Here is a 23047-nt window from a genome sequence, read left to right as displayed (position 1 = left end):
GGAGCGTTCTCACCCGCCAACGAGCTCAGGGGCCGTTCTTGCCCTTCGACGAGCTCGGGGAGAGTGCTGCTGTGCGAACCAGGTCAGGCGGCGTCCTGACTGAGGTGCGCCTCAAGGAACTGCGCGAGTCGAGCCAGCTGGGGCGCGGTGGCTACGGGCGCGGGGAGCCGGGTCGCCCAGGGGCGTCCGGTGCGGCGGGCCAGGGCCGCGTGCAGCAGCTCGAGGGACGGCCCCGTCACGGCGAAGGCCTCCTCGACCTGCTCGTCGACCTCCCGCCGCGCCGCGGTCCCGGACTCGTCCGCCGCCTCCCGGAGGCGGCCGTAGAGCGCGGGGAACGCGGTGGAGCTGGCGGAGATGATGCCCGTGCCGCCCTGCGCGAGGGTGCCGTCGAGCCCGGCGTCGAGCCCCGACCAGCAGGACTGACCGGGTCGCGCGGCGGCCACCCAGCGGTCGAGGTGCTTGGCCTCGGCCCCCGACACCTTCACCCCGGCCATGCCGTCGAGGGCCAGCACGTCGCCCAGCGTCGCGACCTCGGTCGTGACGCCGGTGCGCTCGGCGAACAGGTACGCGTACAGCTGCCGTCCACCGAGCCGTCCGGCGGCCGCCGCGAACCACGCCAGCAGCGCGGTCTGGTCCAGCGGCACGTAGTAGGGCGTGAGCAGCGCCAGCCGCTCCAGGCCGAGGTCGGTCGCGGAGTCGAGGAGCCGGTCCACGCCGGTCCGCGTGGCCGCACCGACGTGGCCGATGGTGCGGGCGGGCCCGAAGACCTCCAGGGCGTCGGTGAACAGCGCCAGCCGCTCGCCGTCGTCGAGGGCGATGAACTCTCCGGTGGTCCCCGCCACGAGCACGGCGTCCAGGTGGGGCTCGAGCTCGACCAGCAGGGCCCGGAAGGCGTCCCGGTCGAGGGCGAGGCCGTCGTCGAACGGGGTGGGAACCGCAGCCACGATGCGTTCGGGTCGGGCCTGGGGGTCGTCCGGTGCGGTCATGGCGTCACCGTACGGCGTGCTGCCGGAGCCGGGCGTCCGCCGGGTCGACGGCGGTGACCCCGCTCGAGCTGACCGGTGCCGGCTGGCACCTCGGCGTCCTGCTCGGCAAGGTCGGCCTGCTGCTGGGCCTCGGCGTCGTCATGGCGTCCAGCCCGACCACCGCCGGCGTGGAGGTCAGCGTCCTCGGCGTCCGCGCTGGAGCACGGAGGCGGGTGGTCGTGATCGTCGCGGCGATCTGGACCGTCTCCCTGCTGCTGGCGCTGCTGCTGACGGCGGTCAGCCCCAACACCCTGCACGCCCTGTGGACCGGCCGGGTCGAGCCGGTGGTCGCGCAGCGCTGGTTCGACGTCGCGGTCGGCGTCGCGCTCGTCCTGTTCGCCGTGCGGCGCTGGCGCGCAGCGCGGCACCCTCGCACGCCGAAGCCACCGGACCGCCTCGACCGGCCCGGGGTGCTCGCGACGGTCGTCGGGCTGAACTGCCTGGTCAGCACCACCGGGCCGGCCACCATGTACCTCGTGGTCCGCACGGTCGGGACCATGCCGCTCCTGCTGTGGCCGGTCGGCTACCTGGCCTTCCTCGTCGGGGCCGCGCTGCCGTACGTGGTGCTGGCCGTGCTGCTGGTCCGGGTGCCGCGCCTGGAGAGCGCGCTGTCGCGCCGGCTGACGGCGTTCGGCCGGCTCGACCTGCGTCGCCCCGAGGCGGTGGCCGTGGCGGCGCTCGGTCTGGGCCTCACCGGCTGGGCGCTGGTGCGCTCGGTCACCGGCTGACCGATCTCGGCCCGCACAGGTCGTGCTCAGCGGGCGCGGCGACGGTGCTCGTACGCCCGTGCCGCAGGTCGACCGACCCCGCACCGACGGCGTCGCTCGAGAAGGAGCAGCACCATGCTGACGGCAACCACGACCGAGGCGTTCCGCGCGGACCAGCACCCCACCGCGCACGGCGAGGGGTCGCGGGTCGCGACCACTCGTGACGCCTGGCAGGCGCTGGTCCGGCTGCACGCCCTGCGCGGGCCCGTGGTGCTCGTCGAGGTGGGTCCGGGTGGACCCGACGGTCGGCGGCTGGAGTGCCTGACCGAGCGTGACTTCGCCGTCGCCGTGGCGGACCGCCACGTCGGAACGGTCGACCGCTGCCCGGTCTACCTCGACGCGGACGCCGACGACGGCGCCCACCGGCCGGTCTACCTGCTCGACGTCGTGGCGGGGGCCGCGCCCGAGGCCACCCTCGCTCCGGACGGTACCCACCACTTCGTCGCGCGCCCCCTCGGGAACGTCGCCGGCGCCTGACCCGCGCCCGGCGTCAGGGTCGGGGCTGCTCCGCCGGGTCCTGGCCGGCCACCCACGGGTTGGTCTCGTCGGGCGCCAGCTCGGGCCCGTGCTCCTCGAGGCTGTAGAGGCGCATCCGGTTGCCGTCCGGGTCGTCGAAGGCGACGAGCCAGGACCGGATGGCCGTGACCACCCCGGAGTGCGGGACGTCGTGGGCGTCGAGGTAGGCCGTCCAGGCCTCCAGCGCCGCCCGGTCCGGCACGGCGACCGTGACCGGGTCGAAGCCCCGGTGCGCCCGGGCCCGCGCCGGGTCCAGCCGGAGCTCCAGCAGCGGACCGAGGCCTTCGACCTGGCACAGGACGGCGTACAGGCTCCCGTCGGCGGTGCGACGGTGGTCCGCCGCGGGGATGCGCACCGCGCCGAGCGCCCGCTCGTAGAACTCCAGGCTCGCGGCGAGGTCGGAGACGGCCAGCTTGAGGTGGTGCACGCCGGCCAGGGCCGGGCGTCCGGGGTCGCTCACGCGGCCATCGTCTCACCGTGCCCGGAGCGGCCTAGGGTCGTCGCGTGGACGTCGCCCTCGCCCCCAGCGGGGAACGTTCCGGCGGCGTGGAGGTGGCCGAGCTCGACGACGACGGGCGGACGGTCCGCGTGCAGCGGCTCGACGCGGCGGACCTGGCGCGGCACGTGGCCCGGCTGGAGCGGCAGGGGCCGCGCTGGGTGTGGGCGGCCACCGACGACGTCTACCCGCGCCTGCTGAGCGCCGGGGTGCGCGTCGGGCGCTGTCACGACCTGCGTCGTGGCCACGCGATCCTGACGCGCTCGACGTACGCGGCCGGTCCGCTCCCCTCGGCGGGGGACGAGCGGTGGGCTCCCCGCGAGGCCGCGGCGGAGGATGTCGCGCCCACGCTGCTCGACGTCGTCGACGCCGAGGTGCCGCTCGAGCTGAGCGACGTGCTCGCCGAGCACCGGGCCCAGCAGGAGGCCGTGGAGGCGTCGGCGCACCCGGCCCGGCTGCGGCTCCTGCTCGCCGCCGAGTCGGCCGGCACCCTCGCCGCCGCCGAGCTGACCCACGTGGGCCTGCCCTTCGACGCCGCCGAGCACGACCGGCTCCTCACCGACCTGCTCGGCCCCCGCCCGCTGCCCGGCCAGCGGCCGCCGGTGATGGAGGAGCTCGCCGAGCAGGTGCGTACGGCGCTGGACGCCCCCGCGCTCAACCCCGACTCCGCGCCCGACCTGCTCCGGGCGCTGCGCAGCGCCGGCGTCGACGTCGAGAGCACCCGCCAGTGGGAGCTGTCCCGCAGCGACCACCCGGCCGTGGCCCCGCTGCTGGAGTACAAGAAGCTCGCCCGCCTGCACGGCGCCAACGGCTGGGCCTGGTTGTCGGCCTGGGTGTCCGGGGGCCGCTTCCGGCCGGGCTACGTGCCCAGCGGCGTCGTCACCGGACGCTGGGCGGCGCGCGGCGGAGGCGCCCTGCAGCTGCCCAAGCAGGTCCGCGGCGCGGTCGTCGCCGGGCCGGGACGGGTCCTCGTCGTCGCGGACGCGGCGCAGCTCGAGCCGCGGGTGCTGGCGGCGATGGCCCGCGACGAGGCGATGGCGGCGGCCTCGCGGCGCGGCGACCTCTACCAGGCGCTCGTCGACGACAAGGTCGTCGACACCCGGGCGCACGCCAAGGTGGCGATGCTCGGCGCGCTCTACGGGGCCACGTCGGGGGAGTCGGGCCGGCTGCTGCCGCGTCTGCAGCGCAGCTACCCGGCCGCGACCGGCTACGTCGAGGCGGCGGCGCGGGCGGGCGAGGCGGGTGAGGTCGTCACCACCTGGCTCGGGCGCAGCTCGCCCGCGCCGTCGGAGGCCTGGCAGGACGCGCAGCGCTGGTCCGCGCAGCCCGAGGCCGACCCCGACGAGCGGCGTACGGCCCGGACGCAGGCGCGCGAGTGGGGCCGGTTCACCCGCAACTTCGTCGTCCAGGGAACGGCCGCGGAGTGGGCCCTGTGCTGGCTGGCCGACCTGCGGCGCGAGCTCGCCGCGCTCGGTGGCGGCGGCGGGACGGGTGCGGAGGACGCCCGGCTCGTCTACTTCCTCCACGACGAGGTGATGGTCGAGGCGCCGGTCGGTCTGGCCGCTGCGGTGGTCGACGCCGTACGCCTCTCGGCGCGCCGGGCGGGCCGCTTGCTGTTCGGCACCTTCCCGGTCGAGTTCGCCCTGGACGTGCAGGTCGTGCAGCGCTACTCCGAGGCGGGCTGAGGCGCAGGTGCCCGGCCCGGCCCGAGGCCCTAGGGTCGGGCCGTGACCGCAGCCCTGGTCGTCGCCCTCGTCGCCGCCGTGCTGGTGGCCCTGCTGCACGTGTACGTCTTCGTGATGGAGGCGCTGCTCTGGACGACCCCGCGGGTGCGGGCGACCTTCGGCGTCACCAGCGACGCGCAGGCCGAGCACACCAGGGCGCTGGCGTTCAACCAGGGCTTCTACAACCTCTTCCTCGCCGTCGTCACCGTCGTCGGCGTGGCCCTCGTGCTCGCCGGCGGCACCCGGATCGACGGTTCCTCGGCCGGTCCCGCCCTCGTCGTTGCCGGTACCGGGTCGATGCTCGCGGCCGCGCTCGTCCTGGTGCTGGCCGACCGGACCAAGGCGCGGGCGGCGACCCTGCAGGGCACCCTCCCGCTGCTCGCCCTCCTCGCGCTGCTCGTCGCCGCGCTCGCCTGAGGCGCACCCGGACGGCACGCGACGTAGGGCCACCACCCGACGGTCCCTCGGCCCCGCCCCCGCCACGCCGACGGGGCTGGCCGATGATGGCTGACGGCCGGCGCGACCACGCGCCGTCGCCCCGCACCCAGACGAGGAGACCGAGACCCCATGAGCGTGCCAGCCGACCAGCTGCAGGCGGTGCTGCCCACCGACCGGGCCGAGGCGTTGCTCGTCGGGCGCCTCCTGGACCCGCAGGTGGGTCCCTGCGTGGTCGCGGTGCGCGGCGACGACCTCGTCGACCTCACCGCGAGCGCGGCCACGGTGGCCGACCTGCTCGACGACCCCGACCGCGTGCGCCTGGCTCGCACCGCGACGGGTCGCACCTGGCCGCTCGACGCGGTGCTGGAGGCGACGCTCGCGGGGGCGGACGGGCAGCCGCGGCTGCTGGCGCCGTTCGACCTGCAGGTCCTCAAGGCGGCGGGCGTCACCTTCGCCAAGAGCATGCTCGAGCGGGTCATCGAGGAGAACGCCAAGGGCGACTCGTCGCGGGCGGCCGAGATCCGCGAGCGCATCTCCGACGTCGTCGGCGGGGCGATCCGGTCGGTGCGTCCCGGTTCGGACGAGGCGGCCCGGCTCAAGGAGGTCCTCACGGGCGAGGGCCTCTGGTCGCAGTACCTCGAGGTGGGCATCGGGCCCGACCCGGAGATCTTCACCAAGGCCCCGGTGCTGTCGGCGGTCGGCACCGGCGCCCAGATCGGCGTGCTGGCGCGCTCGACGTGGAACAACCCGGAGCCCGAGGTGGTCCTGGCCGTCACCAGCGCCGGCGAGGTCGTGGGCGCGACCCTCGGCAACGACGTCAACCTGCGCGACTTCGAGGGCCGCAGCGCGCTGCTCCTGACCGAGGCCAAGGACAACAACGGCTCCTGCGCGATCGGTCCCTTCGTCCGGCTCTTCGACGAGGGCTTCTCGCTCGACGACGTCCGCGGGCTCGACGTCACGCTGCGCATCGAGGGGACCGACGGCTACGTGCTCGAGGCGGTCAGCTCGATGAGCGAGATGAGCCGTGACCCGCTGGAGCTGGTGCAGCACGCGCACGGGCGCCACCACCAGTACCCCGACGGCTTCGCGCTCTTCACCGGCACGATGTTCGCGCCCGTCGACGACCGCGACACCCCGGGCCTGGGCTTCACGCACAAGGAGGGCGACCGGGTCGCCATCTCGACCCCGGCCCTGGGCACGCTGGTCAACACCGTGACGTCCTCGGAGCAGGCGCCGCCGTGGACGACCGGCGTACGGGCGCTGGTCCGCAACCTCGCCGGGCGGGGACTGCTGGGCTGAGCCGCCGGGCCGCGTACGCCCGCTGCGCGGCACCGCAGACCCTGCTCCGGGCGGCACCGGAACGCGAAGAACCCTGCAGGGACAGGACTTCCGACCCTGGCCGACCCCCGGATCGAGGCGCACCCTCGACGCAGCAGGCGGGAGCGGGCTCGCGTCGGCGCACGGGTCGCCGTCCCCCCTCGGCGCTCGTGACGCCCGCCGGCGGTCCTGGCCCGGCCCGGCTGCGTCGTGCGCCGCCGGGGCCGCCGCCGCTCCCGTCTGCCCGACCCGGGCGTCGGTAGCCATGACGGTTCTCTCCCGCGCCGGTTTGACCTGGGCGGGCCCCGTGCCGGACGGGAGCCGGCCAGCAGGACCTCGGTCCCGTCGTCCGAGGACCTCCGACCCGACCGCCCTCCGGGGCGCGCGGCTGGGGACTTAGGTCCCTTCCGCCGCTGCCCCGAGCGGAGTTGTCTTGGCCTATCGCGGCAGCGATCGCAGGCGAGAGGGAGCTGGGGGGCGCCCGGGGGGTCGCCAGCACTGCGCTGCTGCAACCCGGGTGGAGGGTGGCCGGAAGGCCGCCCTCCACCCATGTCCCCGGCCCCACGAATTCGGACTGGTGGTGTGCGTCGTCTCGTGCTATCTGTCGGGATGTGGAGGGTGGGCGGCGGCCTGCGGGCCTCGGCACCGGACGGCTCGTGAGCGAGCTCGTGGACCGGGCCAACCGGATCGCCCAGACCCAGCGGACGCTCGAGCTGCTGATGGAGGCCAACCGGGCCATCCTGGCCGAGCTGTCGCCGGAGGCGGTCCTGCGCCGCATCGTCGTCGCGGCGCGCGAGCTGGTCGGGGCCCGGTACGCGGCCCTCGGGGTGCTGGCCGCCGACGGGTCGCTCGAGCAGTTCATCCACGACGGGTTCGACGGCCAGCACGTCTGCGCGGTCGGCGACCTGCCGAGGGGCGAGGGGCTGCTCGGCGTCCTGGTCGCCGACCCGAGGCCGCTGCGCCTCGAGCGGATGTCGGAGCACCCGCTCAGCACCGGTACGCCGCCGGGCCACCCCGCGATGGAGTCGTTCCTGGGCGTGCCCATCGAGGTGCGCGGCGAGGTCTACGGCAACCTCTACCTGACCGAGCGCGCCGCGGGCGGCGCCTTCACCGACGACGACGAGACCACGCTGCTGGCGCTCGCCGCGACGGCGGGGATCGCCATCGAGAACGCCCGGCTCTACGAGACCGCGCGCCGGCGCGAGCGGTGGGCAGAGGCGGCCGCCGAGGTCAGCTCGTCGCTGCTCGACCCCGGGCTGGGCGGCGAGCCGGTCGGCCTGATCGCCGACACCGTCCTGCGGCTGACCTCGGCGGACGTGGTCTCGGTCGTCGTCCCGACCGGGCACGCGACGTTCCGGGTGCTGCTGGCCCGGGGACGGCGTGCCCCCGAGCTGGAGGACCTCGAGTACGACGCCAAGGCGACCATCGCCGGTCTCGCGCTGTCGACCGGTCGGGGGGTCCGCGTGGCGCGGCTGGAGGAGCAGCCGCGCTTCACCGTGCACGTGCAGCGCGTGCTCGACGTCGGGGCGGCGCTGGCGCTGCCGCTGCACGGCTCGCTCGGGTCGCACGGCGTCCTCGTCGTGGCCCGCGAGCGCGGCCGGGCACCGTTCGACGAGACCGACCTCGAGCTGAGCGAGTCCTTCGCGGCCCAGGCCGCGATCGCCCTCGAGCTCGCCGCCGCGCGGGCCGACCAGCAGCGGCTGGCCGTCCTGGAGGACCGCGAGCGCATCGCCCGCGACCTGCACGACCACGTCATCCAGCGGCTCTTCGCCTCGGGCCTGACCCTCGAGGGCGTCGCCGGGTCGTCGGAACCGGCCACGGCCGCACGCCTGGGGCCGGTCGTCGACGACCTGGACCTGGCGATCCAGCAGATCCGCACGCTGATTTTCCGGCTGCAGACGTCGGGGGCGGCGCGGAGCGTGCGTTCGGTCGTGATCGAGGCGGCGCAGGAGGTCGCGCCGGTGCTGGGCACGGAGCCGGACGTCACGTTCGAGGGGCCGGTGGACACCGTCGCCGACCCCGACCTCGTCGACGACGTGGCGGCGGTCGCGCGGGAGGCCCTCACCAACGTCGTCCGCCACGCCGGAGCCCGCCACGTCCGGGTCTCGGTCACGGCCGGCGCGGGAGCGCTGGCGGTGGTCGTCGCCGACGACGGGCGAGGTCTGGGACCGGACGCCCGGCGCAGCGGCCTGCGGAACCTGGAGGAGCGCGCCCGGCGCCACGGCGGTGGCTGCACCCTCGTCGGCCTGCCGGGCGGCGGGGCCGAGCTGCGCTGGTCGGTGCCGCTGTGACGAGGGACGTCGTGCGGCTGTTCCTGCTCGACGACCACGAGATCGTGCGGCGCGGGTTCGCCGACCTGCTCGGCAGCGTGCCCGACATCGAGGTCGTCGGCGAGGCGGCCACCGTGGCCCAGGCGTTGGCCCGCATCCCGGCGTGCCGTCCCGACGTCGCCGTCCTCGACGCCCGCCTCCCCGACGGCAGCGGGATCGACGTGTGCCGCGAGATCCGCTCCCGCGACCCGGAGGTCCGCTGCCTGATCCTCACCTCCTACGACGACGACGAGGCGCTCTTCGCGGCCGTCATGGCGGGCGCGTCGGGCTACCTGCTCAAGCAGGTCCGCAGCTCCTCGCTCACCGAGGCCATCCGGGCCGTGGCCGCCGGTCAGTCGCTGCTCGACCCGTCGGTGACCGGCAAGCTGCTGGAACGGCTGCGGCAGCCGCCTCAGCCCGACAGCCGGGTGAGCGGCCTGACCGAGCGCGAGCGCGAGATCCTCGACCTCATCGCCGACGGCCTGTCCAACCGCGAGATCGGCCAGCGGCTGTTCCTCGCCGAGAAGACCGTCAAGAACTACGTCTCCAGCCTGCTGGCCAAGCTCAACCTGCAGCGCCGCACCCAGGCCGCGGTGCTCGCCGCCGAGATCCGCCGGGACCGGCCCACCCCGGTGTGACTCGGCCTGGCCCGGGAGGCGCCGGCCTCAGGAGGGGCGCATCACCGACCGGCCGCTGAAGGACCGGGGCAGGAACTGCACCGGCCGCGCGTCGCGGTAGCCGGGCCACGCCTCGAGCGAACGGTCGAGGGCGGCGTACGCGACCTGACCGGCCCGGTCGAGGCGTCCGAGGGTGCCGTGCATGAGCACGCTCCAGCCGTCCCGCGAGGTCGCGCCGTGGTGGTCGACCTCGAACGTGCACGCACCGCCGCACTCCGCGAGCTGGCCGACCACGCCCCAGGTGCGGGTGCTCACGAAGATACGGGGCCCCTGCCCGAGCCGGTACGCCACCGGCAGGATCTCGACCCCTTCCCGCCCCACGAACCCGACCCGCCCGACGGCCTCGGCCGCGAGCAGCTCCAGGCAGGACTCGCGCGAGAGCGTGCGGATGGCGAGGTCGGTCTCGGCGTGCTGCGTCGTCATGGCGTGTCCTTCGGGGCGGGGAGACGGTCCCTCCGAGCCTGACGCCCGCCGACGCGCAGGACCACGGTCGAAGGTCCCGATCCTGCCGTCGGCGGGCCGCCCGAGGTCGGACGCACCGCCCGCAGGTCGTTGCCTAGGGTTCGTGCGTGCCGACTCTTCCGCTCGCCGGCCGCGTCGCGCTGGTGACCGGCGCGAGCCGCCGGACCGCGATCGGAGCCGCGCTCGCTCGCCGGCTCGTGGCCGACGGGGCGGCCGTCGTGCTGCACGGGTGGGAGCCGGCCGACGGCGAGCGGGCGGACCCGGGCGGGGCCGCGCTCCTCGCCGAGGAGCTGCGCGCGGCGGGCGGCGACGTCGTGCAGGTCAGCGCCGACCTCGCCGACCACGAGGCGCCCGCCCGGCTGGTCGCCGCTGCCCGCGACGCCTTCGGACGGCTCGACGTGGTCGTCGCCAACCACGCCCGCAGCGTCCGCCAGTCGCTGGAGGAGCTCACCGCGGCCGAGGTCGATCTGACCCACGCGGTCAACACGCGGGCGACCCTGCTGCTCGTCCGCTCCTTCGCCGGCCAGTTCGACGCGGGCTCGGGCGGTCGGGTGGTGCTCTTCACGTCCGGGCAGTACCACGGCGTGATGCCGCAGGAGCTGCCGTACATCGCCTCGAAGGCGGCCCTGCGGGAGCTGACGCCGACGCTGGCCGCCCACCTGGCCGGGCGGGGGATCACGGTCAACTGCGTCAACCCCGGACCCAACGACACCGGGTACTCCGACGAGGCGGCCTGGGCGTGGGTGGCTGGTCGCAACCCCGGAGGTCGGGCCAGCACCCCCGAGGACACGGCTCGCCTCGTCGGCTGGCTGGTGAGCGACGAGGCCGCCTGGGTCACGGGCCAGGTCGTCGCGTCGGACGGCGGCTGGTCGACCCTGGGTGCCTGAGCCCGGCGTCGCTCAGACGGTGACCGGCTCGGCCTCGGCGGGCGCGTGCTCGTCGGTAGCGTGCGAGTCGGTCAGCGACAGCGAGCCGAAGGTCGCGATCACGCCGACCACGCCGGCCACGACCAGGTAGGTGATCCGCTCGCCCGCGAAGTAGGCGTGCACGAGGTCGGAGCTCCACGCGCCCGCCGGGAGCGTGCTCGTGACGAGAGCGGCGATCAGGGTGCCGACGACCGCCGTGCCCAGGCTCGTCCCGATCTCCTGGGAGGTGTCGTTGAGCGCAGCACCGATCGAGGTGCGGTTCTCGGGCATCGCCTCGACGAGGGCGACGGCGCAGATGGTCATGATCGTCCGCAGCCCGGTCGTCAGCACGACCATGCAGACGGCGATGGCGAGGTAGCCGTGCTCGACCGACCAGGCCATGCCGAGCAGCGACGCCACCAGGAGCCCGGTGCCGACGAGGCAGGCCCAGCGGTGGCCGAGGCGGGCGGCGAGCTGCTCGGCGACCGGGGTCGCCGCGACCATCGTGAGGATCAGGGGCAGGTTGGCGAGGCCGGCGCGCATCGGGCTCCAGCCGTACGCGTACTGGAAGTGCAGGATCAGCCCGAACAGGACGCTGGCCATCGTGACCGAGGCGCCGAGCTGCGTGATCGCGGCGCCGCGGGCGGGTCCGGTGCGGAAGATCGTCAGGTCGATCATCGGCGAGGCCGCGCGACGTTCGCGCAGGACGAAGCCGACGACGGCGGCCACCGTGCCGACCGCGCAGGCCAGGGTCACCGGCGCCAGCCAGCCGTGCTCGACGCCGCTGGTGAGGGTGTAGCAGCCGAGGCCGATCGCGGCGATGGTGAGCGCGGTGCCGGGCAGGTCGAGGCGCTCGGACGTGAGGTCGGCGCGCCGGTCGGCCGGGACGCCGATCCGGACGCCGATCCAGGCGATCAGGGCGATGGGCGCGTTCACGACGAGCAGCCACTGCCAGCTGAGGTGGGAGAGGACCGTCCCGCCCAGGAGCGGACCGAGGACGAAGCCGGACATGCCGACGATCATCACGACGGTGATCGAGCGCATCCGGAGCTTGTCGTCGTCGAAGAGCCGGAAGATCAGCGACATCGTGACGGGCGCCATCGCGGCGGCCGCGATCCCGAGGGCCGCGCGCAGCGCGATGAGCTGCCCGATGCCGGTGACGAGGACGACGGCCAGGCTGATCAGGCCGAACGCGGCGAGGCCGGTCAGCAGGACGCGCCGGCGACCGAACCGGTCGGCGGCCGACCCGGCGGTCAGCAGCAGCCCGCCGAAGGTGAGCGAGTAGGCGCCCGTCACCCACTGCAGCGCCGTCGTCCCGCTGCCGAACGACCGGCCGATCGTCGGCAGCGCGATGGAGAGCAGCGTGTTGTCGACCATCTCGACGAAGAAGGCCAGGCAGAGGGCGGCGAGCGGGACGGCGGCCGCGCGCAGGGACGCGTACGTGGGGGCCGGGGCAGGCGGGGCGACGGTGGTGCTCATGGCGACCTTCCTATCGAACGCCGTACGACTATCGAACGACGTTCTAGACCATAGAACGGTGTTCGGTAGGATGCAAGCCATGTCTGTAGATCGCCCCACGACGACCCGCCGCCCGGGTGCGGCCGAGGCCCGGGGCCGCGGTCGCCAGCGGGCCTCGCACTCGCTCGACACCGTGCTCGGCGAGGCGATCGCGATCCTCGACGAGTCGGGGGAGCCCGCCCTGACGTTCCGGGCCCTCGCCGCGCGGCTTGGCGGCGGGGTGGCGAGCATCTACTGGTACGTCTCCAGCCGCGACGAGCTGCTCGAGCGGGTGACCGAGGAGGTGATGGGCCGGGTCCTCGCCGCCTCCGAGCCGCTCACCCGAGGGCCGGACCCCATCGCGAACGTCCGGGCGCTCGCGCTCGCGCTGTTCGACGAGTTCGTGCGCCGACCGTGGTTCGGGCAGTTCATGCTGCGGAACAACGGGCTGCAGCCGAACTCGATGCTGATGTTCGACCGGCTCGGCCAGCAGCTCATGAAGCTGGAGCACCTGACGCCGCGGCAGCGCTTCCACGCGGTGTCGTCGATCGTCAGCTACGTCGTCGGGGTCGCCGTCGACCTCGCGGAACCACCTCCGAAGGAGTTCCTGGAGAGCGGGATGGAGCCCGCGGAGTTCCTGGCGATGTACGCCGACCGCTGGCGTGCGCTCGACGGGCGGGAGTACCCGTTCGCGCACCACGTCGCGGAGGAGTTCGCCACGCACGACGACCTCGACGTCTTCCGCTCCGGCCTCGACCTGCTGCTGGCCGGGCTCCGCCTGCAGGCCGGCGGGAGCGCGGCGCCAGGGTCGTCGACGCCGGCCTGACGCCGCGTGCGAACACGCTGGAACCACGCGCGTCCGGCTGGTTGGCTGGGGGCATGGAGCTCGTGGTCTACGCGGAGTGGCGCAGCGCGACGGAGCTGACGCAGGACGTCGAGGGCGCGTTCGCGGGCGCCTTCCGCCCCGCCGACGCGTCCGTGTGCGTCTGGATCAGCCCGGACGACCCGCACGTCCTGATGGTCGCCTTCGAGGTCGACGCGGACGGCTACGAGGGCGCGCTCGACGCGGCTCGGGCCGAGCTCGCCGAGGCGGGTGCCCGTACGCCGGCCGTCGGCAGCCTGGAGCGGGTGACGGCGATGACCGACGAGGGCTACCGGGCCTGGTCGGCCTGAGCGACGCTGCTCGCAGCACCCGGCCGAGCGGTAGGTTGCCGCTCCCTCGGCACGGCGTGTCGGCGCGGCAACCTACCGCTCGGCGGGTTCGACGCGTACCCGGGTCGGACCGGGACGGTCAGCAGGTCGCCGGGACCCCCGGGTGCCCCACGGGCTCGGCCTCGCCGTGCAGGTCCTCGACCTGGAGCCAGACCAGCCGGCTCGGCAGGTCGGCCGGCCAGTGCTCGTCGGGCAGGGCGCCGAGCACCGCACCCTCCGGCGCAGAGAGCCGCGCGTGGCCGTGCACCTCGACGCGGCCGGCCGTGCCGGGCGCGAGCGGTTCGACGACGTCGAAGGTGACCACGCGGTCGGCGGCGTGCTGGGCCGCCTCCGAGTACGCCGGGACCCGGACGACCACCCGGTCGTCCCACACCGCGTACGGGAGCACGACGTGCCGCGGGCCGCGCCCGGACTCGTAGCCGAGCCGGCCCTGGTGGTGGCGACGCAGGTGGCTCCAGCACTCCTCCCGGCTGAGGTGCTCTCCGTGCGCGGGGTGCTCGTGGGCGCGGGTGGTCGGTGGGTGCGATCGGGGGATCTGCATGCCCGTCAGCGTGCCGCCCCGGAGGAGGGCCTGGCCAGGGGCGTTGGGGACCCGAGGACGGGACCAAGGTCCTGCCGTCCGTGCCCGAGCGGCCCTGCCCGGACCCCCTCCGCCGACGCGACGCTGGGGTCGGAGACGGTGCGCCCGCGCGCCGGGCGAGGAGGGTTCCGATGGAGCAGGGCACGATCGTCGTCGGCGTGGACGACTCCCGGCAGGCCCGGGCAGCCCTCGCGTGGGCCGCGGCCCAGGCGCGCAGCACGGGCTGCGCCCTGCACGGGATCCACGTGCTCGAGTGGCCGCGGGCCAACGACCTCTACGGCTACTCGGTCGGCGCCGACCAGGTCCTGCCCGACGCGGCCGACCTCGAGTCCTGCTACCGGGTGCCCAGCCAGGAGGTGTTCGCCGAGGTCGACCCCGAGCCCGGCTGGACGCTGACCTTCGCGGAGGGCCACGCCGGGCACGTCCTCGTCGACGCCTCCCGCGACGCGCGGATGCTCGTGCTCGGCGCCTGCGAGCACACCGGGGTGATGCGGCTGCTCAACGGCTCGACCGGGCACTACTGCCTCAACCACGTCGAGTGCCCGCTGGTCGCGGTGCCGTGCGGGTCCTCGCAGCGGCGCCACCCCGGCCGCGGGCGGCCGCTCGCCGCCGGGCGCTGAGCTGTCGCCGGGCCTCAGCCGGCGACCGGCTCCAGCGCCAGGTCCGTCGCGACGTCCCACCAGAGCAGCTCCATCGCGTGGTAGCGGCTGGCCGGGTCGAGCGCGACCTCCCACGGCTTGTCGATGATGAAGTGCAGGTTCTTCACCGCGGCCGGGTCCCACAGCCGCGGGTGCTGGAACGGCAGCGTCTTGAGCGCGTTGTAGACGTAGGGCAGCACCACCCACCGGCCGCGGAAGTGCTCGTTGAGGAAGTCCTGCTCCGCGAAGACGTAGCGCCCCAGGTCCTGCACGGCGGCGAGCTCGCGCAGCAGCTCCTCGTAGACGGCGCGGTCCGGCTGGAGGACGAGCGTGCCGCCGTTGACGTACGGGTCTGCCTCGGCGACCGAGGGTTCCCCGGCCTCGACGTGGGTGTAGGCGCAGTGCTGGGGCGTCCAGCTGGCCGGGTAGGTCGCGATCTTGTTCGGGTTGCAGCGGCACGCGTGGCAGGCCGCCACCTGGCCGGGGGCGAGCTCGAGGTCGAAGAGCTCGTCCATGTTCTGCACGGCGAGCATGTCGGCGTCGAGGACGACGAGCCGGTCGAACTCGGTCAGCGACCAGACCGCCAGCTTGGTCCACACCTCGGCGAAGCGGGCGTTGGCGTAGTGGTCCTGCAGCCCCGCCGGCGGCCGGATCGGCTGGACCTCGCGCACCAGGCAGCCGTCGGCCTCGAGCAGCGCCCGGTCCTCGGCGGTGATGGTCGGGGTGACGACCACGACGAAGGGGTACGGGCTGCCGGCCCGCGCGAGCGAGGCGCGCAGGACCCGTACGCCGGTCAGGTAGGTCTGCTGGGTCAGCAGCGCCGCCCAGGCCATGCTCGTCGGACGGGTCATCGCCGGTCTCCTCGTCGTGGGGTGCGGGTCGCGCGGGTCGCGGTCGGGGCGCTCACGCGAGCAGCGCCGCGGTGAAGGCGTTGTCGAAGCGGTGGCCCGGGTCGAGCGCCTCGCGCACGCCCTGGAACGAGGCCCACCGCGGGTAGAGCGTCGGCCAGTCGTAGAGCGACTCGTCGTAGTACTTGCCCCAGTGCGGGCGCCCGCCGTGCACGGCCAGCAGCCGCTCGACCTCGCGCAGGAACGCGACGCCGTCGGGGGCGAGGGTGCCGTCCTCGGCGTAGTAGACGACGAAGCCGAAGTAGCAGGTCGGCGTGCCGTACGCCGGGCTCAGCCACGAGTCCGAGCCGCCCGTGCAGCGCAGGATGACCGGGTAGTGCATGTGCGGGCGGGTCGCGGCGTGCCACGCCTCGATCGCCCGGACGACCTCGCCGGCGCGGTCCAGCGGGACCCCGATCTCGACGTTGATCTGCGGTGTCGCGATGCCGCGGGTGAAGACCTGGTAGACGTCGCCGGTCACGTCGGAGAAGTCCTTGAACCGGTTGACGGTCTGGAAGGGCTTGCCGTCGGCGTCGAGGATGCGGGTGTCGCCGCGCATGTGGTGCAGCGCGGCCTCGACGGCGTCGTTCAGCGCGTCGCTGGTCGTCGCCTGCTCGAGCAGCTGGTCGCCCCCGGCGTGGTAGCGCTCGGCCTCGGCGGCGCTCGCCTCGTCGGCGCGCCAGACGTGCACCTGCCGCTCGTCGGGGAACCACCAGGCCTTCGTCATCAGGTGGTCGGTGTTCCAGGCGACGAGGTCGTCGGCCAGGCCGGAGGCGTCGAGCGCGTCCTTGCGGCAGGTGTAGAGCAGGGACGGGACCGTGCGCAGCGTGACCTCGGTGATGACGCCGAGCACGCCCAGGCCGACCTTGGCCGCGCCGAACCACGCGTCGCCGCGGCGCAGCTCGCTGGTCGAGCCGTCGGCGAGCACCATCCGGATCCGCGTGGCCGCGTCGGCGATGCAGCTCTGCCGCAGGCCCTGGCCGTGGGTGCCGGTGGACAGCGCCCCGGCCAGCGTCTGCTCCGAGATCACGCCGGGGGCGGCGGCGAGCGTACGGCCCTCCCGGGCGAGCGTCGCGTACACCTCGCCCAGCGTCGTGGCACCGGCGAAGGTGGCGGTGGCCGCGTCCAGCGCGACCAGCCCGGTGAGGCGGCCGAGGTCGAGCAGTGTGCCGGCGTCCCCGCCGGCGGCGAGCATCCGGCCCGGCGACATGCGGCTGCCGATCATGCGCACCGGCCCGGTCGTGGTCGCGAGGAGACGGCGCAGCGCGTCCTCGTCCTCCGGGGCGCTGACGGAGCGGGTCCGGGCGAGGGTGGCGTTGCGGGCCCAGTTGCGGACGCGGTCGCCGTCCGCGCCGAGCTCCTGGCGCGGGTAGTCGGCGCCGGGCGGCGCGGTGAGGTCGGTGGTGCTCATGGGCGTGCTCCTGCTCTTTCGTCGCAGCGGCGGTCGGGGGACCACGCCTGTCATCCACCACTGTGCCTCGCGCCCGCGCGCGCTTACCCCTTCTGATTCGTCTCAGACGGTGTGAGACTTCCGACGGGACGAGGTGCATCCGTCCGGCCCGGCGCTGCTAGGCGTCGGCGCCCTCGACGGGGACGGCGCCCAGGCGGTGGGCCGCCCGCGCCAGCTGCCGAGGTGAGACGTCGAAGAGGCTGGCGACGACCGTCAGGTTCGTCCCGTAGCGGCTCTGCCGGGTCTTCTCCCAGCCGTTCAGCTCGCGGGTCAGCCCGCCGGGCGGTGGCGGCATCGCCACCCCGGCCTTCGGGACGAAGGCCACGACGTCGCCGTACTGCAGCGTGGTCAGCAGGCTCAGCGCCCGACTTCCCCCGACGTGGATGGGGCTCACCACCACCTTGTCGACGTCGGACCAGGCGACGCGCGGGTGCCCCCGGACCAGCAGACCCTCCTGGTCGAGGACCATGACCGGGCCTCGGCGGTTGCGCGACCAGCTGAAGCCGAGCTGGATCCCGAGGCCGGCGACCAGACCGACGAGCCCGACGATGGACAGCACCACGTTCCGCGTGACCAGGCCCGCGGCCGTGAGGAGCAGGAGGGGGACGAGCGCCGCGGCCCACGGCCGGAGCGGGACCGGCGCCAGCCGCACCGCGAGCGGCCCGCCGTCCGCCACCTCGCCATCGGGCACCGCGCCAGGATCGCAGACCGGGACGCTGCGCGGGGCCTGAACCGAAGACCCGCCACCGGTGCGCGGGTGATGGTCCTGATCAGTCGACGGGCACGCGCTGCGGGCCGCCGAACCGGGTCCGCACCCCGGCGGAGAACAGCGCCGAGTCGGGTGCGCGGTCCGTCACGCCGCGCAGGCCGGCGGCCGCGACGAGCGTGTCCTCGAGGTGCAGCAGCCGCAGGCGGCGCAGCGGCCAGCGGGCGTGCTCGTTCGGCAGGTACCAGGTGCCGCCGAGGTGGCGGGTGAAGAGCCCCCAGCGCGCGGTGAGGAAGTCGGCCAGGGGGTCCCCGTGGACCTCGTCGGGCAGCACCTCGACCTCGACGCGCCCGCCGACGCCGCGCGGCCCGGGCCAGCGACGCCGGCTGGCGTAGGTGTAGCGGTCGCCCTCCTGCCCGGCCCGCATCCGTGCCCACGTGTAGGGGATGTTGAGCGCCGCGCGGGCGCCGAGGACGAAGGCCAGGCGCTGCGCCTCGAGCGAGGCGAAGACCACGCCGCGCCGGCCGGTGGCGTCGACGCCGTAGAGCCGGACGTTCGTCTCGGCGAACGACCCGACGTAGGGCAGCACCGGCCCGCTGCCGAAACGCGCGTCGGTCAGCCGGAAGGGGATGAGCCCGACCCAGGAGGTGCCGTCGTACGTGTCGGGCGCCACCCCGGGCGGGAGCAGAGGCGCCACGCGGGTCGGGTCCACGCGCCAGTGGAGGAACGACAGGTCGCGCCACACCTGGTCGAGCAGCCCGGGCCCGCGCAGCGGCGGGGCGTCGGGGGAGACGGGGACGGGTCCGGCCGGCACGTCAGGAGACGGTCAGCCGCGGGGTGGCCGGGGCCGCGGCGGCGGTGACGACCTGCAGACCGGCCGAGACGGGCTGGCCCGCCTTGAGCGGGACGCCGTAGTCGGCGCCGGTGCACGTCACGGTCCCCGACGCCACCGAGCAGCGCATGCCCCAGGCGTTGCTGACGGCGGTGGCCGACGGGTCGGACCACCGGACCGTCCAGCCCGTACGGGCCTGCGTGCTGCTCACCGTCAGGCCGACCACGTACCCACCCTGCCACGCGCTCTGGCGCAGCCAGGTGACGCTGGTCGTCGAGCCGGAGCCCGTGGGGACCGTGGTCGAGGTGCTGCTCGGGCTGGGCGCGGTGGTGGGGCTCGTGGAGGTGCTGGGGCTCGGGCCGCCGGTGGGGGCGGACGTGGGCGTCCCGGTCGTGCCGGGTGTCTCGCTGGGCGTCGCGGTCGGGCTGGCCGTCGGCGCGGTGGTCGGGCTGGTGGTCGGGCTGGTGGTCGGGCTGGTGGTCGGGCTGGTGGTCGGCGTGGTGGTCGGCGTGGTGGTCGGCGTGGTGGTAGGCGTCGCGGTGGGGCTGGCGGTCGGCGAGCCGGTCGGCGTCGGGGTCGGCGTCGGGCCCGGGTAGGGGACCGGGGTCACCGTGCGCGGCGTGCCGAGGATGGGGCGCAGGGACGCGAGCTTGTCGGTCTGCGGCGTGGTCCAGTCGTCGGCGACGAGGCCGCCGGTGTCGCCGCTGTTGGGGTTGAACGACCAGTAGGCGAAGCTCATCTGGTTCTTGCGCACGTAGTCGACGAGCGCGGTCAGCCACTGCCGGTCGGAGGTCGTCTGGAGCTTGGTGCCGAACTCGCCGAGCAGCACCGGGGCGGTGCCCGACTCCTGCAGGTAGCCCCAGCTGGCGCGCCAGACGGCGGGCAGGTTCCTGGGGTAGTCCGTCGCCCGGAACCACGTCTGGTTGAACACCGACGCCGGGTAGTCGTGGGTGGAGTAGACGAGCTGGTTCTTGACGCTCAGCGTGATCGGGCGCTTCTTGGCGTCGGCCAGGCCGCCGCCCCACCAGGTGACGGGGCCGGCCTTCTGCTTCTCGACGCCCTCGACGACGACGAGGAGCTTGGGGTTGACCTTCAGGACGGCGTTGCCGGCACGGGTCGCGGCGGCGGCCCAGTCGCGCTTGGCGTCGCCGCAGCCCCAGCAGGCGTCGCCGCGGGGCTCGTTGTGCAGGTCTACGCCGATGACGGTGGGGTTCTTCGCGTAGCGCTGGGCGAGCATGGTCCAGTCGCTGATCCAGCGGGCCTCGGACCAGGTGGGCGTGTACCAGAGGGCCGACTGCGCGGCCGAGTCCGGGCGGTGCCGGTCGAGGATGACCGACAGGCCGTACAGCTTGGCGCGGGTGACGACGGCGTCCATGATCTCGATCGGCTTCTTGCCGGCGAGCGCCGGGTTCTTGGCGAAGTCGATGCCGGTCGGGCTGCCGGCGGCGAGGCACTCGTTGGAGAACGGGAGCCGGATGGTGTTGAAGCCCATCGACGCGATCTGCGCCAGGCCCTGGTCGAGGCTGATCTGCCACAGCCCGTGGGGGGCGCAGCCGGAGGTCTCCATGCCGAACCAGCTCGTGGCCCGGATCACGTGGTCCTTGCCGGTGGAGTCGAGGATCCGGGAACCCTTGGTGTGGAGCCAGCCGGTCGGGGCCGCGGCGGTCGCCGGCAGCACAGAGGTCGCCATCAGGGTCACCAGGAGCAGGGGCAGCAGGAGCAGGGCGGGTCCGCCGGTCCGCACGGACCGCCACGTCGATCGAAGCACGACGAGAACGCTAGGGACGGATTCACACCGCCGCTGGGTGGTTGAGCAGAAAATTACCTGGAGGTCGTCAGAACCAGAGGAAGACGACACGGCCCCTCGCTCCGGTGCGGAGCGAGGGGCCGTGGACGTCAGCCTGGGTGGCGGTCCTAGTGGATCCGCTCCGACTCGTCGTGGATCTCGAGCGCGACCTGCTTGAGCTTGTCGGCGTGCTCCTTGCTGTGGTGCGCGCAGAAGAGGAGGTCGAACCCGCTGCTCAGGGTGACGCGGACGTACGCCTGGGCTCCGCAGCGATCACAACGATCGGCAGCGTTGAGCGCGGCGCCTTCGATGACGGATGTGCTCACGGTCGGCCTCGCTTCCTTGGGTCGTGCTCTCGGTGTGCTCACGGTGCCTGCCGGCCGACTTTCCTCGACGACTTCTTCCGCGTCCTACGTGTCAGTCAACATCCAACCAGGCCCAAATTCTTCCGGTTCGCGGTCTCGGGGCCGTGTCTTCTGTGTAACGGTTTCGCAGGCTGTTCTGTTACCACTTCCGGAGGGATCCACACCCCTGGTCGATACCTCGACCGGGGGAGGCGACACCCACCGGAGCGTTCACCGTACGTGCCCGGGCCAAGGGCCCGCGGCAGGTAGCCTCGCGCTCGTGACAGCGACCCCCGTGGCGAGCACCCGTCGGGGCGCCGCCCGCAACGCCGGGCCGGAGCTGGAGAGCCGCGACTACGAGGCCCGCCACCTGCTGGTCCTCGAGGGGCTCGAGGCGGTGCGCAAGCGCCCGGCGATGTACATCGGCTCGACCGACACCCGCGGCCTCATGCACTGCCTGTGGGAGATCATCGACAACTCCGTCGACGAGGCGCTCGGCGGCTTCGGGCGGGCGATCGAGGTGACCCTGCGCGACGACGGCGGCATCACGGTGACCGACCAGGGCCGCGGCATCCCCGTGGACAAGGAGCCCCGCACCGGGCTCTCGGGCGTCGAGGTCGTGTTCACCAAGCTGCACGCGGGCGGCAAGTTCGGGGCGGGCTCCTACAACGCGACGGGCGGCCTGCACGGCGTCGGCTCGTCGGTGGTCAACGCGCTGTCGGCGCGCCTCGACGTCGAGGTCGACCGCGACGGCGCCACCTGGGCGATGTCCTTCCGCCGCGGGGTGCCGGGGACGTTCGACGGGGCCGGCCCGACCGCGCCCTTCACCCCGGGCGGTCCGCTGACCAAGGTCGGGCGGGTCGCCAAGGGCCGTACGGGGACGCGCGTCACCTACTGGCCCGACCGCCAGATCTTCCTGGCCGAGGCCGGCCTGTCGATCGAGGACCTGCACAACCGGGCCCGCCAGACCAGCTTCCTGGTGCCGGGCCTGGCCATCACGGTCACCGACGCACGCGACGGCGCCGCGGCGGCCGACGGTCCGGCCGTCGAGGTGTTCAAGCACGAGGGCGGCATCGGCGAGTTCTGCGAGTACCTCGCGCCCGACGCGGCCGTGACCGACGTGCTGCGCCTGCAGGGGACCGGGCAGTTCACCGAGACGGTGCCGATGCTCGACGACGCCGGCCACATGGAGCCGACCGACGTCGACCGCGAGCTCGAGGTGGACGTCGCCGTCCGCTGGGGCACGGGCTACGACACGACGGTCCGCTCGTACGTCAACATCATCGCCACCCCCAAGGGCGGCACCCACGTGGCCGGCTTCGAGCGCGCGCTGGTGCGCGCGGTGACCGGTGCGCTGGCGCCGACCCGGCTGCTCAAGACCGGGGAGGAGGTCGTCAAGGACGACGTCCTCGAGGGCCTCACCGCGGTCGTCACGGTCCGGCTCGCGGAGCCGCAGTTCGAGGGTCAGACCAAGGAGGTGCTGGGCACCCCGGCCGTGTCCCGGCTCGTCGCCAAGGTCGTGGAGACCGAGCTCGGCACGTTCCTGGAGAGCAAGAGCGGGGTCGGCAAGCAGCAGGCCCGCTCGGTGCTGGAGAAGGTCGTCAGCGCCTCGCGCGCCCGCGTCGCCGCCCGGCAGCAGCGCGAGAACCAGCGCCGCAAGAACGCGCTCGAGTCGTCCTCGCTGCCGACCAAGCTCGTGGACTGCCGCGCCATCGGCGACCGGTCGGAGCTGTTCATCGTCGAGGGCAACTCCGCGCTCGGCACGGCCAAGGAGGCGCGCAGCTCGGAGTTCCAGGCGCTGCTGCCGATCCGCGGCAAGATCCTCAACACGCAGAAGGCGTCGACGGGCGACATGCTCAAGAACGTCGAGTGCGCCTCGATCATCCAGGTCGTCGGCGCCGGGTCGGGACGCACCTTCGACCTCGACGCCGCGCGCTACGGCAAGATCATCTTCATGGCGGACGCCGACTCCGACGGCGCGCACATCCGCTGCCTGCTGGCCACGCTCTTCTTCCGCTACATGCGTCCGCTCGTCGACGCCGGCCGCGTCTTCACCGCCGTGCCGCCGCTGCACCGCTTCGAGCTGACGAACCCCAAGAAGGGCCAGGAGAAGTTCATCTACACCTACACCGACGCGGAGTACCAGCGCACCGCGGCGGAGCTCACGAAGCGCGGGGTGCGGTTCAAGGAGCCCCAGCGCTACAAGGGCCTGGGGGAGATGGACGCCGACCAGCTCGCGCAGACGACGATGGACCCGCGCCACCGCACGCTGCGCCGGATGACCGTCGACGACGGCCTCATCGCCGAGACGACGTTCGAGATGCTGATGGGCAACGACGTCGCCCCCCGCAAGACGTTCATCATCGACGGCGCGTACGCCCTCGACGCCTCCGCGATCGACGTCTAGCAATCCGGCCCCGACCTTCCGCGAACTCTCGCGACACCCTCGCCGCGGCGAACCGCTGACGGACGACAGCGT

At 74.2% G+C, this 23047-nt stretch carries 23 protein-coding genes; 12 read left to right on the top strand and 11 right to left on the bottom strand.

Features of this window, described 5'->3' with window-relative positions; all coding sequences use genetic code 11:
- Window positions 1–83 precede the first annotated feature (83 nt).
- Window positions 84–986 (bottom strand): dihydrodipicolinate synthase family protein, encoded by a 903-nt coding sequence (locus tag BMY04_RS14425; protein ID WP_091182120.1) that lies wholly within the window; start codon window positions 984–986, stop codon window positions 84–86.
- Between the two features lie 53 nt (window positions 987–1039).
- Here BMY04_RS14425 and BMY04_RS14420 point away from each other — a divergent pair, with 53 nt between their 5' ends.
- The gene (locus tag BMY04_RS14420) at window positions 1040–1753 is read left to right on the top strand and encodes a hypothetical protein (protein ID WP_091182116.1); all 714 of its coding nucleotides are present in this window, start codon (window positions 1040–1042) and stop codon (window positions 1751–1753) included.
- A 114-nt stretch (window positions 1754–1867) separates the two neighbouring features.
- Entirely contained in the window at window positions 1868–2269 is a 402-nt protein-coding gene (locus BMY04_RS14415; RefSeq protein ID WP_091182112.1) for a DUF779 domain-containing protein, read from the top strand.
- Between the two features lie 13 nt (window positions 2270–2282).
- Here BMY04_RS14415 and BMY04_RS14410 read toward each other — a convergent pair whose 3' ends face one another.
- Window positions 2283–2768, bottom strand: coding sequence for a VOC family protein (locus BMY04_RS14410; RefSeq protein WP_091182109.1), 486 nt, complete (start codon window positions 2766–2768; stop codon window positions 2283–2285).
- A 44-nt stretch (window positions 2769–2812) separates the two neighbouring features.
- On the opposite strand from BMY04_RS14410, the gene BMY04_RS14405 reads away from it, so the two are divergent.
- From BMY04_RS14405 to BMY04_RS14385, 5 genes are all read left to right on the top strand, one after another.
- Window positions 2813–4489, top strand: a complete 1677-nt coding sequence (locus tag BMY04_RS14405) for a bifunctional 3'-5' exonuclease/DNA polymerase (RefSeq protein WP_198410179.1) — start codon at window positions 2813–2815, stop codon at window positions 4487–4489.
- A gap of 42 nt (window positions 4490–4531) precedes the next feature.
- Window positions 4532–4945 carry a DUF1304 domain-containing protein gene (locus BMY04_RS14400; RefSeq protein WP_232506407.1) on the top strand — a complete coding sequence of 138 codons (414 nt, stop codon included), beginning with the start codon at window positions 4532–4534 and terminating at the stop codon, window positions 4943–4945.
- A gap of 150 nt (window positions 4946–5095) precedes the next feature.
- Window positions 5096–6265, top strand: a complete 1170-nt coding sequence (locus BMY04_RS14395) for a fumarylacetoacetate hydrolase family protein (protein ID WP_091182105.1) — start codon at window positions 5096–5098, stop codon at window positions 6263–6265.
- A 674-nt stretch (window positions 6266–6939) separates the two neighbouring features.
- Window positions 6940–8574 carry a sensor histidine kinase gene (locus BMY04_RS14390; RefSeq protein ID WP_091182099.1) on the top strand — a complete coding sequence of 545 codons (1635 nt, stop codon included), beginning with the start codon at window positions 6940–6942 and terminating at the stop codon, window positions 8572–8574.
- Complete coding sequence (locus tag BMY04_RS14385; protein ID WP_170854152.1) at window positions 8571–9230, top strand: response regulator; 660 nt, start codon at window positions 8571–8573, stop codon at window positions 9228–9230. Before BMY04_RS14390 ends, BMY04_RS14385 begins: the two co-directional genes overlap by 4 nt.
- A 27-nt stretch (window positions 9231–9257) precedes the next feature.
- On the opposite strand, the gene BMY04_RS14380 is transcribed toward BMY04_RS14385, so the two are convergent.
- Window positions 9258–9692: a pyridoxamine 5'-phosphate oxidase family protein gene (locus BMY04_RS14380; RefSeq protein WP_091182094.1), complete on the bottom strand. Its 435-nt coding sequence runs from the start codon at window positions 9690–9692 to the stop codon at window positions 9258–9260.
- 146 nt (window positions 9693–9838) lie between these two features.
- Here BMY04_RS14380 and BMY04_RS14375 point away from each other — a divergent pair, with 146 nt between their 5' ends.
- Entirely contained in the window at window positions 9839–10618 is a 780-nt protein-coding gene (locus BMY04_RS14375; RefSeq protein ID WP_091182092.1) for an SDR family oxidoreductase, read from the top strand.
- Between the two features lie 12 nt (window positions 10619–10630).
- Here the strand turns inward: BMY04_RS14375 and BMY04_RS14370 are convergent, their stop codons facing one another.
- Window positions 10631–12115, bottom strand: coding sequence for an MFS transporter (locus BMY04_RS14370; protein WP_091182087.1), 1485 nt, complete (start codon window positions 12113–12115; stop codon window positions 10631–10633).
- A 79-nt stretch (window positions 12116–12194) separates the two neighbouring features.
- Between BMY04_RS14370 and BMY04_RS14365 the strand changes: the two genes are divergently transcribed.
- Both BMY04_RS14365 and BMY04_RS14360 read left to right on the top strand, forming a co-directional pair.
- Entirely contained in the window at window positions 12195–12959 is a 765-nt protein-coding gene (locus BMY04_RS14365) for a TetR/AcrR family transcriptional regulator (protein ID WP_091182083.1), read from the top strand.
- A 53-nt stretch (window positions 12960–13012) separates the two neighbouring features.
- Complete coding sequence (locus BMY04_RS14360; RefSeq protein ID WP_091182080.1) at window positions 13013–13306, top strand: hypothetical protein; 294 nt, start codon at window positions 13013–13015, stop codon at window positions 13304–13306.
- Window positions 13307–13424: 118 nt separating this feature from the next.
- On the opposite strand, the gene BMY04_RS14355 is transcribed toward BMY04_RS14360, so the two are convergent.
- Window positions 13425–13886, bottom strand: coding sequence for a pyridoxamine 5'-phosphate oxidase family protein (locus BMY04_RS14355; protein WP_091182076.1), 462 nt, complete (start codon window positions 13884–13886; stop codon window positions 13425–13427).
- Window positions 13887–14056: 170 nt separating this feature from the next.
- On the opposite strand from BMY04_RS14355, the gene BMY04_RS14350 reads away from it, so the two are divergent.
- A complete protein-coding gene (locus BMY04_RS14350; protein ID WP_091182073.1) occupies window positions 14057–14545 on the top strand; it encodes a universal stress protein in 489 nt (162 codons plus the stop codon).
- A gap of 14 nt (window positions 14546–14559) precedes the next feature.
- Here BMY04_RS14350 and BMY04_RS14345 read toward each other — a convergent pair whose 3' ends face one another.
- From BMY04_RS14345 to BMY04_RS14320, 6 genes are all read right to left on the bottom strand, one after another.
- Window positions 14560–15414, bottom strand: a complete 855-nt coding sequence (locus BMY04_RS14345) for a glycosyltransferase family 8 protein (protein WP_198410178.1) — start codon at window positions 15412–15414, stop codon at window positions 14560–14562.
- Between the two features lie 52 nt (window positions 15415–15466).
- Complete coding sequence (locus BMY04_RS14340) at window positions 15467–16861, bottom strand: D-arabinono-1,4-lactone oxidase (protein ID WP_091182070.1); 1395 nt, start codon at window positions 16859–16861, stop codon at window positions 15467–15469.
- 157 nt (window positions 16862–17018) lie between these two features.
- A complete protein-coding gene (locus tag BMY04_RS14335; protein WP_139209870.1) occupies window positions 17019–17591 on the bottom strand; it encodes a hypothetical protein in 573 nt (190 codons plus the stop codon).
- A 79-nt stretch (window positions 17592–17670) separates the two neighbouring features.
- Entirely contained in the window at window positions 17671–18420 is a 750-nt protein-coding gene (locus BMY04_RS14330; protein ID WP_091182064.1) for a YqjF family protein, read from the bottom strand.
- A gap of 1 nt (window position 18421) precedes the next feature.
- Window positions 18422–20206 (bottom strand): cellulase family glycosylhydrolase, encoded by a 1785-nt coding sequence (locus BMY04_RS14325; RefSeq protein WP_198410177.1) that lies wholly within the window; start codon window positions 20204–20206, stop codon window positions 18422–18424.
- A gap of 146 nt (window positions 20207–20352) precedes the next feature.
- On the bottom strand, window positions 20353–20550 hold the full coding sequence (locus tag BMY04_RS14320; RefSeq protein WP_091182060.1) for a DUF7455 domain-containing protein: 198 nt from the start codon (window positions 20548–20550) through the stop codon (window positions 20353–20355).
- A 298-nt stretch (window positions 20551–20848) separates the two neighbouring features.
- Here BMY04_RS14320 and BMY04_RS14315 point away from each other — a divergent pair, with 298 nt between their 5' ends.
- Window positions 20849–22975: a DNA gyrase/topoisomerase IV subunit B gene (locus BMY04_RS14315; protein WP_170854151.1), complete on the top strand. Its 2127-nt coding sequence runs from the start codon at window positions 20849–20851 to the stop codon at window positions 22973–22975.
- Window positions 22976–23047: the final 72 nt, after the last annotated feature.

Origin of the sequence: Microlunatus flavus (assembly GCF_900110855.1) — a bacterium.
GTDB classification, from domain to species: domain Bacteria; phylum Actinomycetota; class Actinomycetes; order Propionibacteriales; family Propionibacteriaceae; genus Microlunatus; species Microlunatus flavus.
Note: the sequence above shows the minus strand (reverse complement) of the source record. Positions and strands in the feature narration are given on the sequence as shown.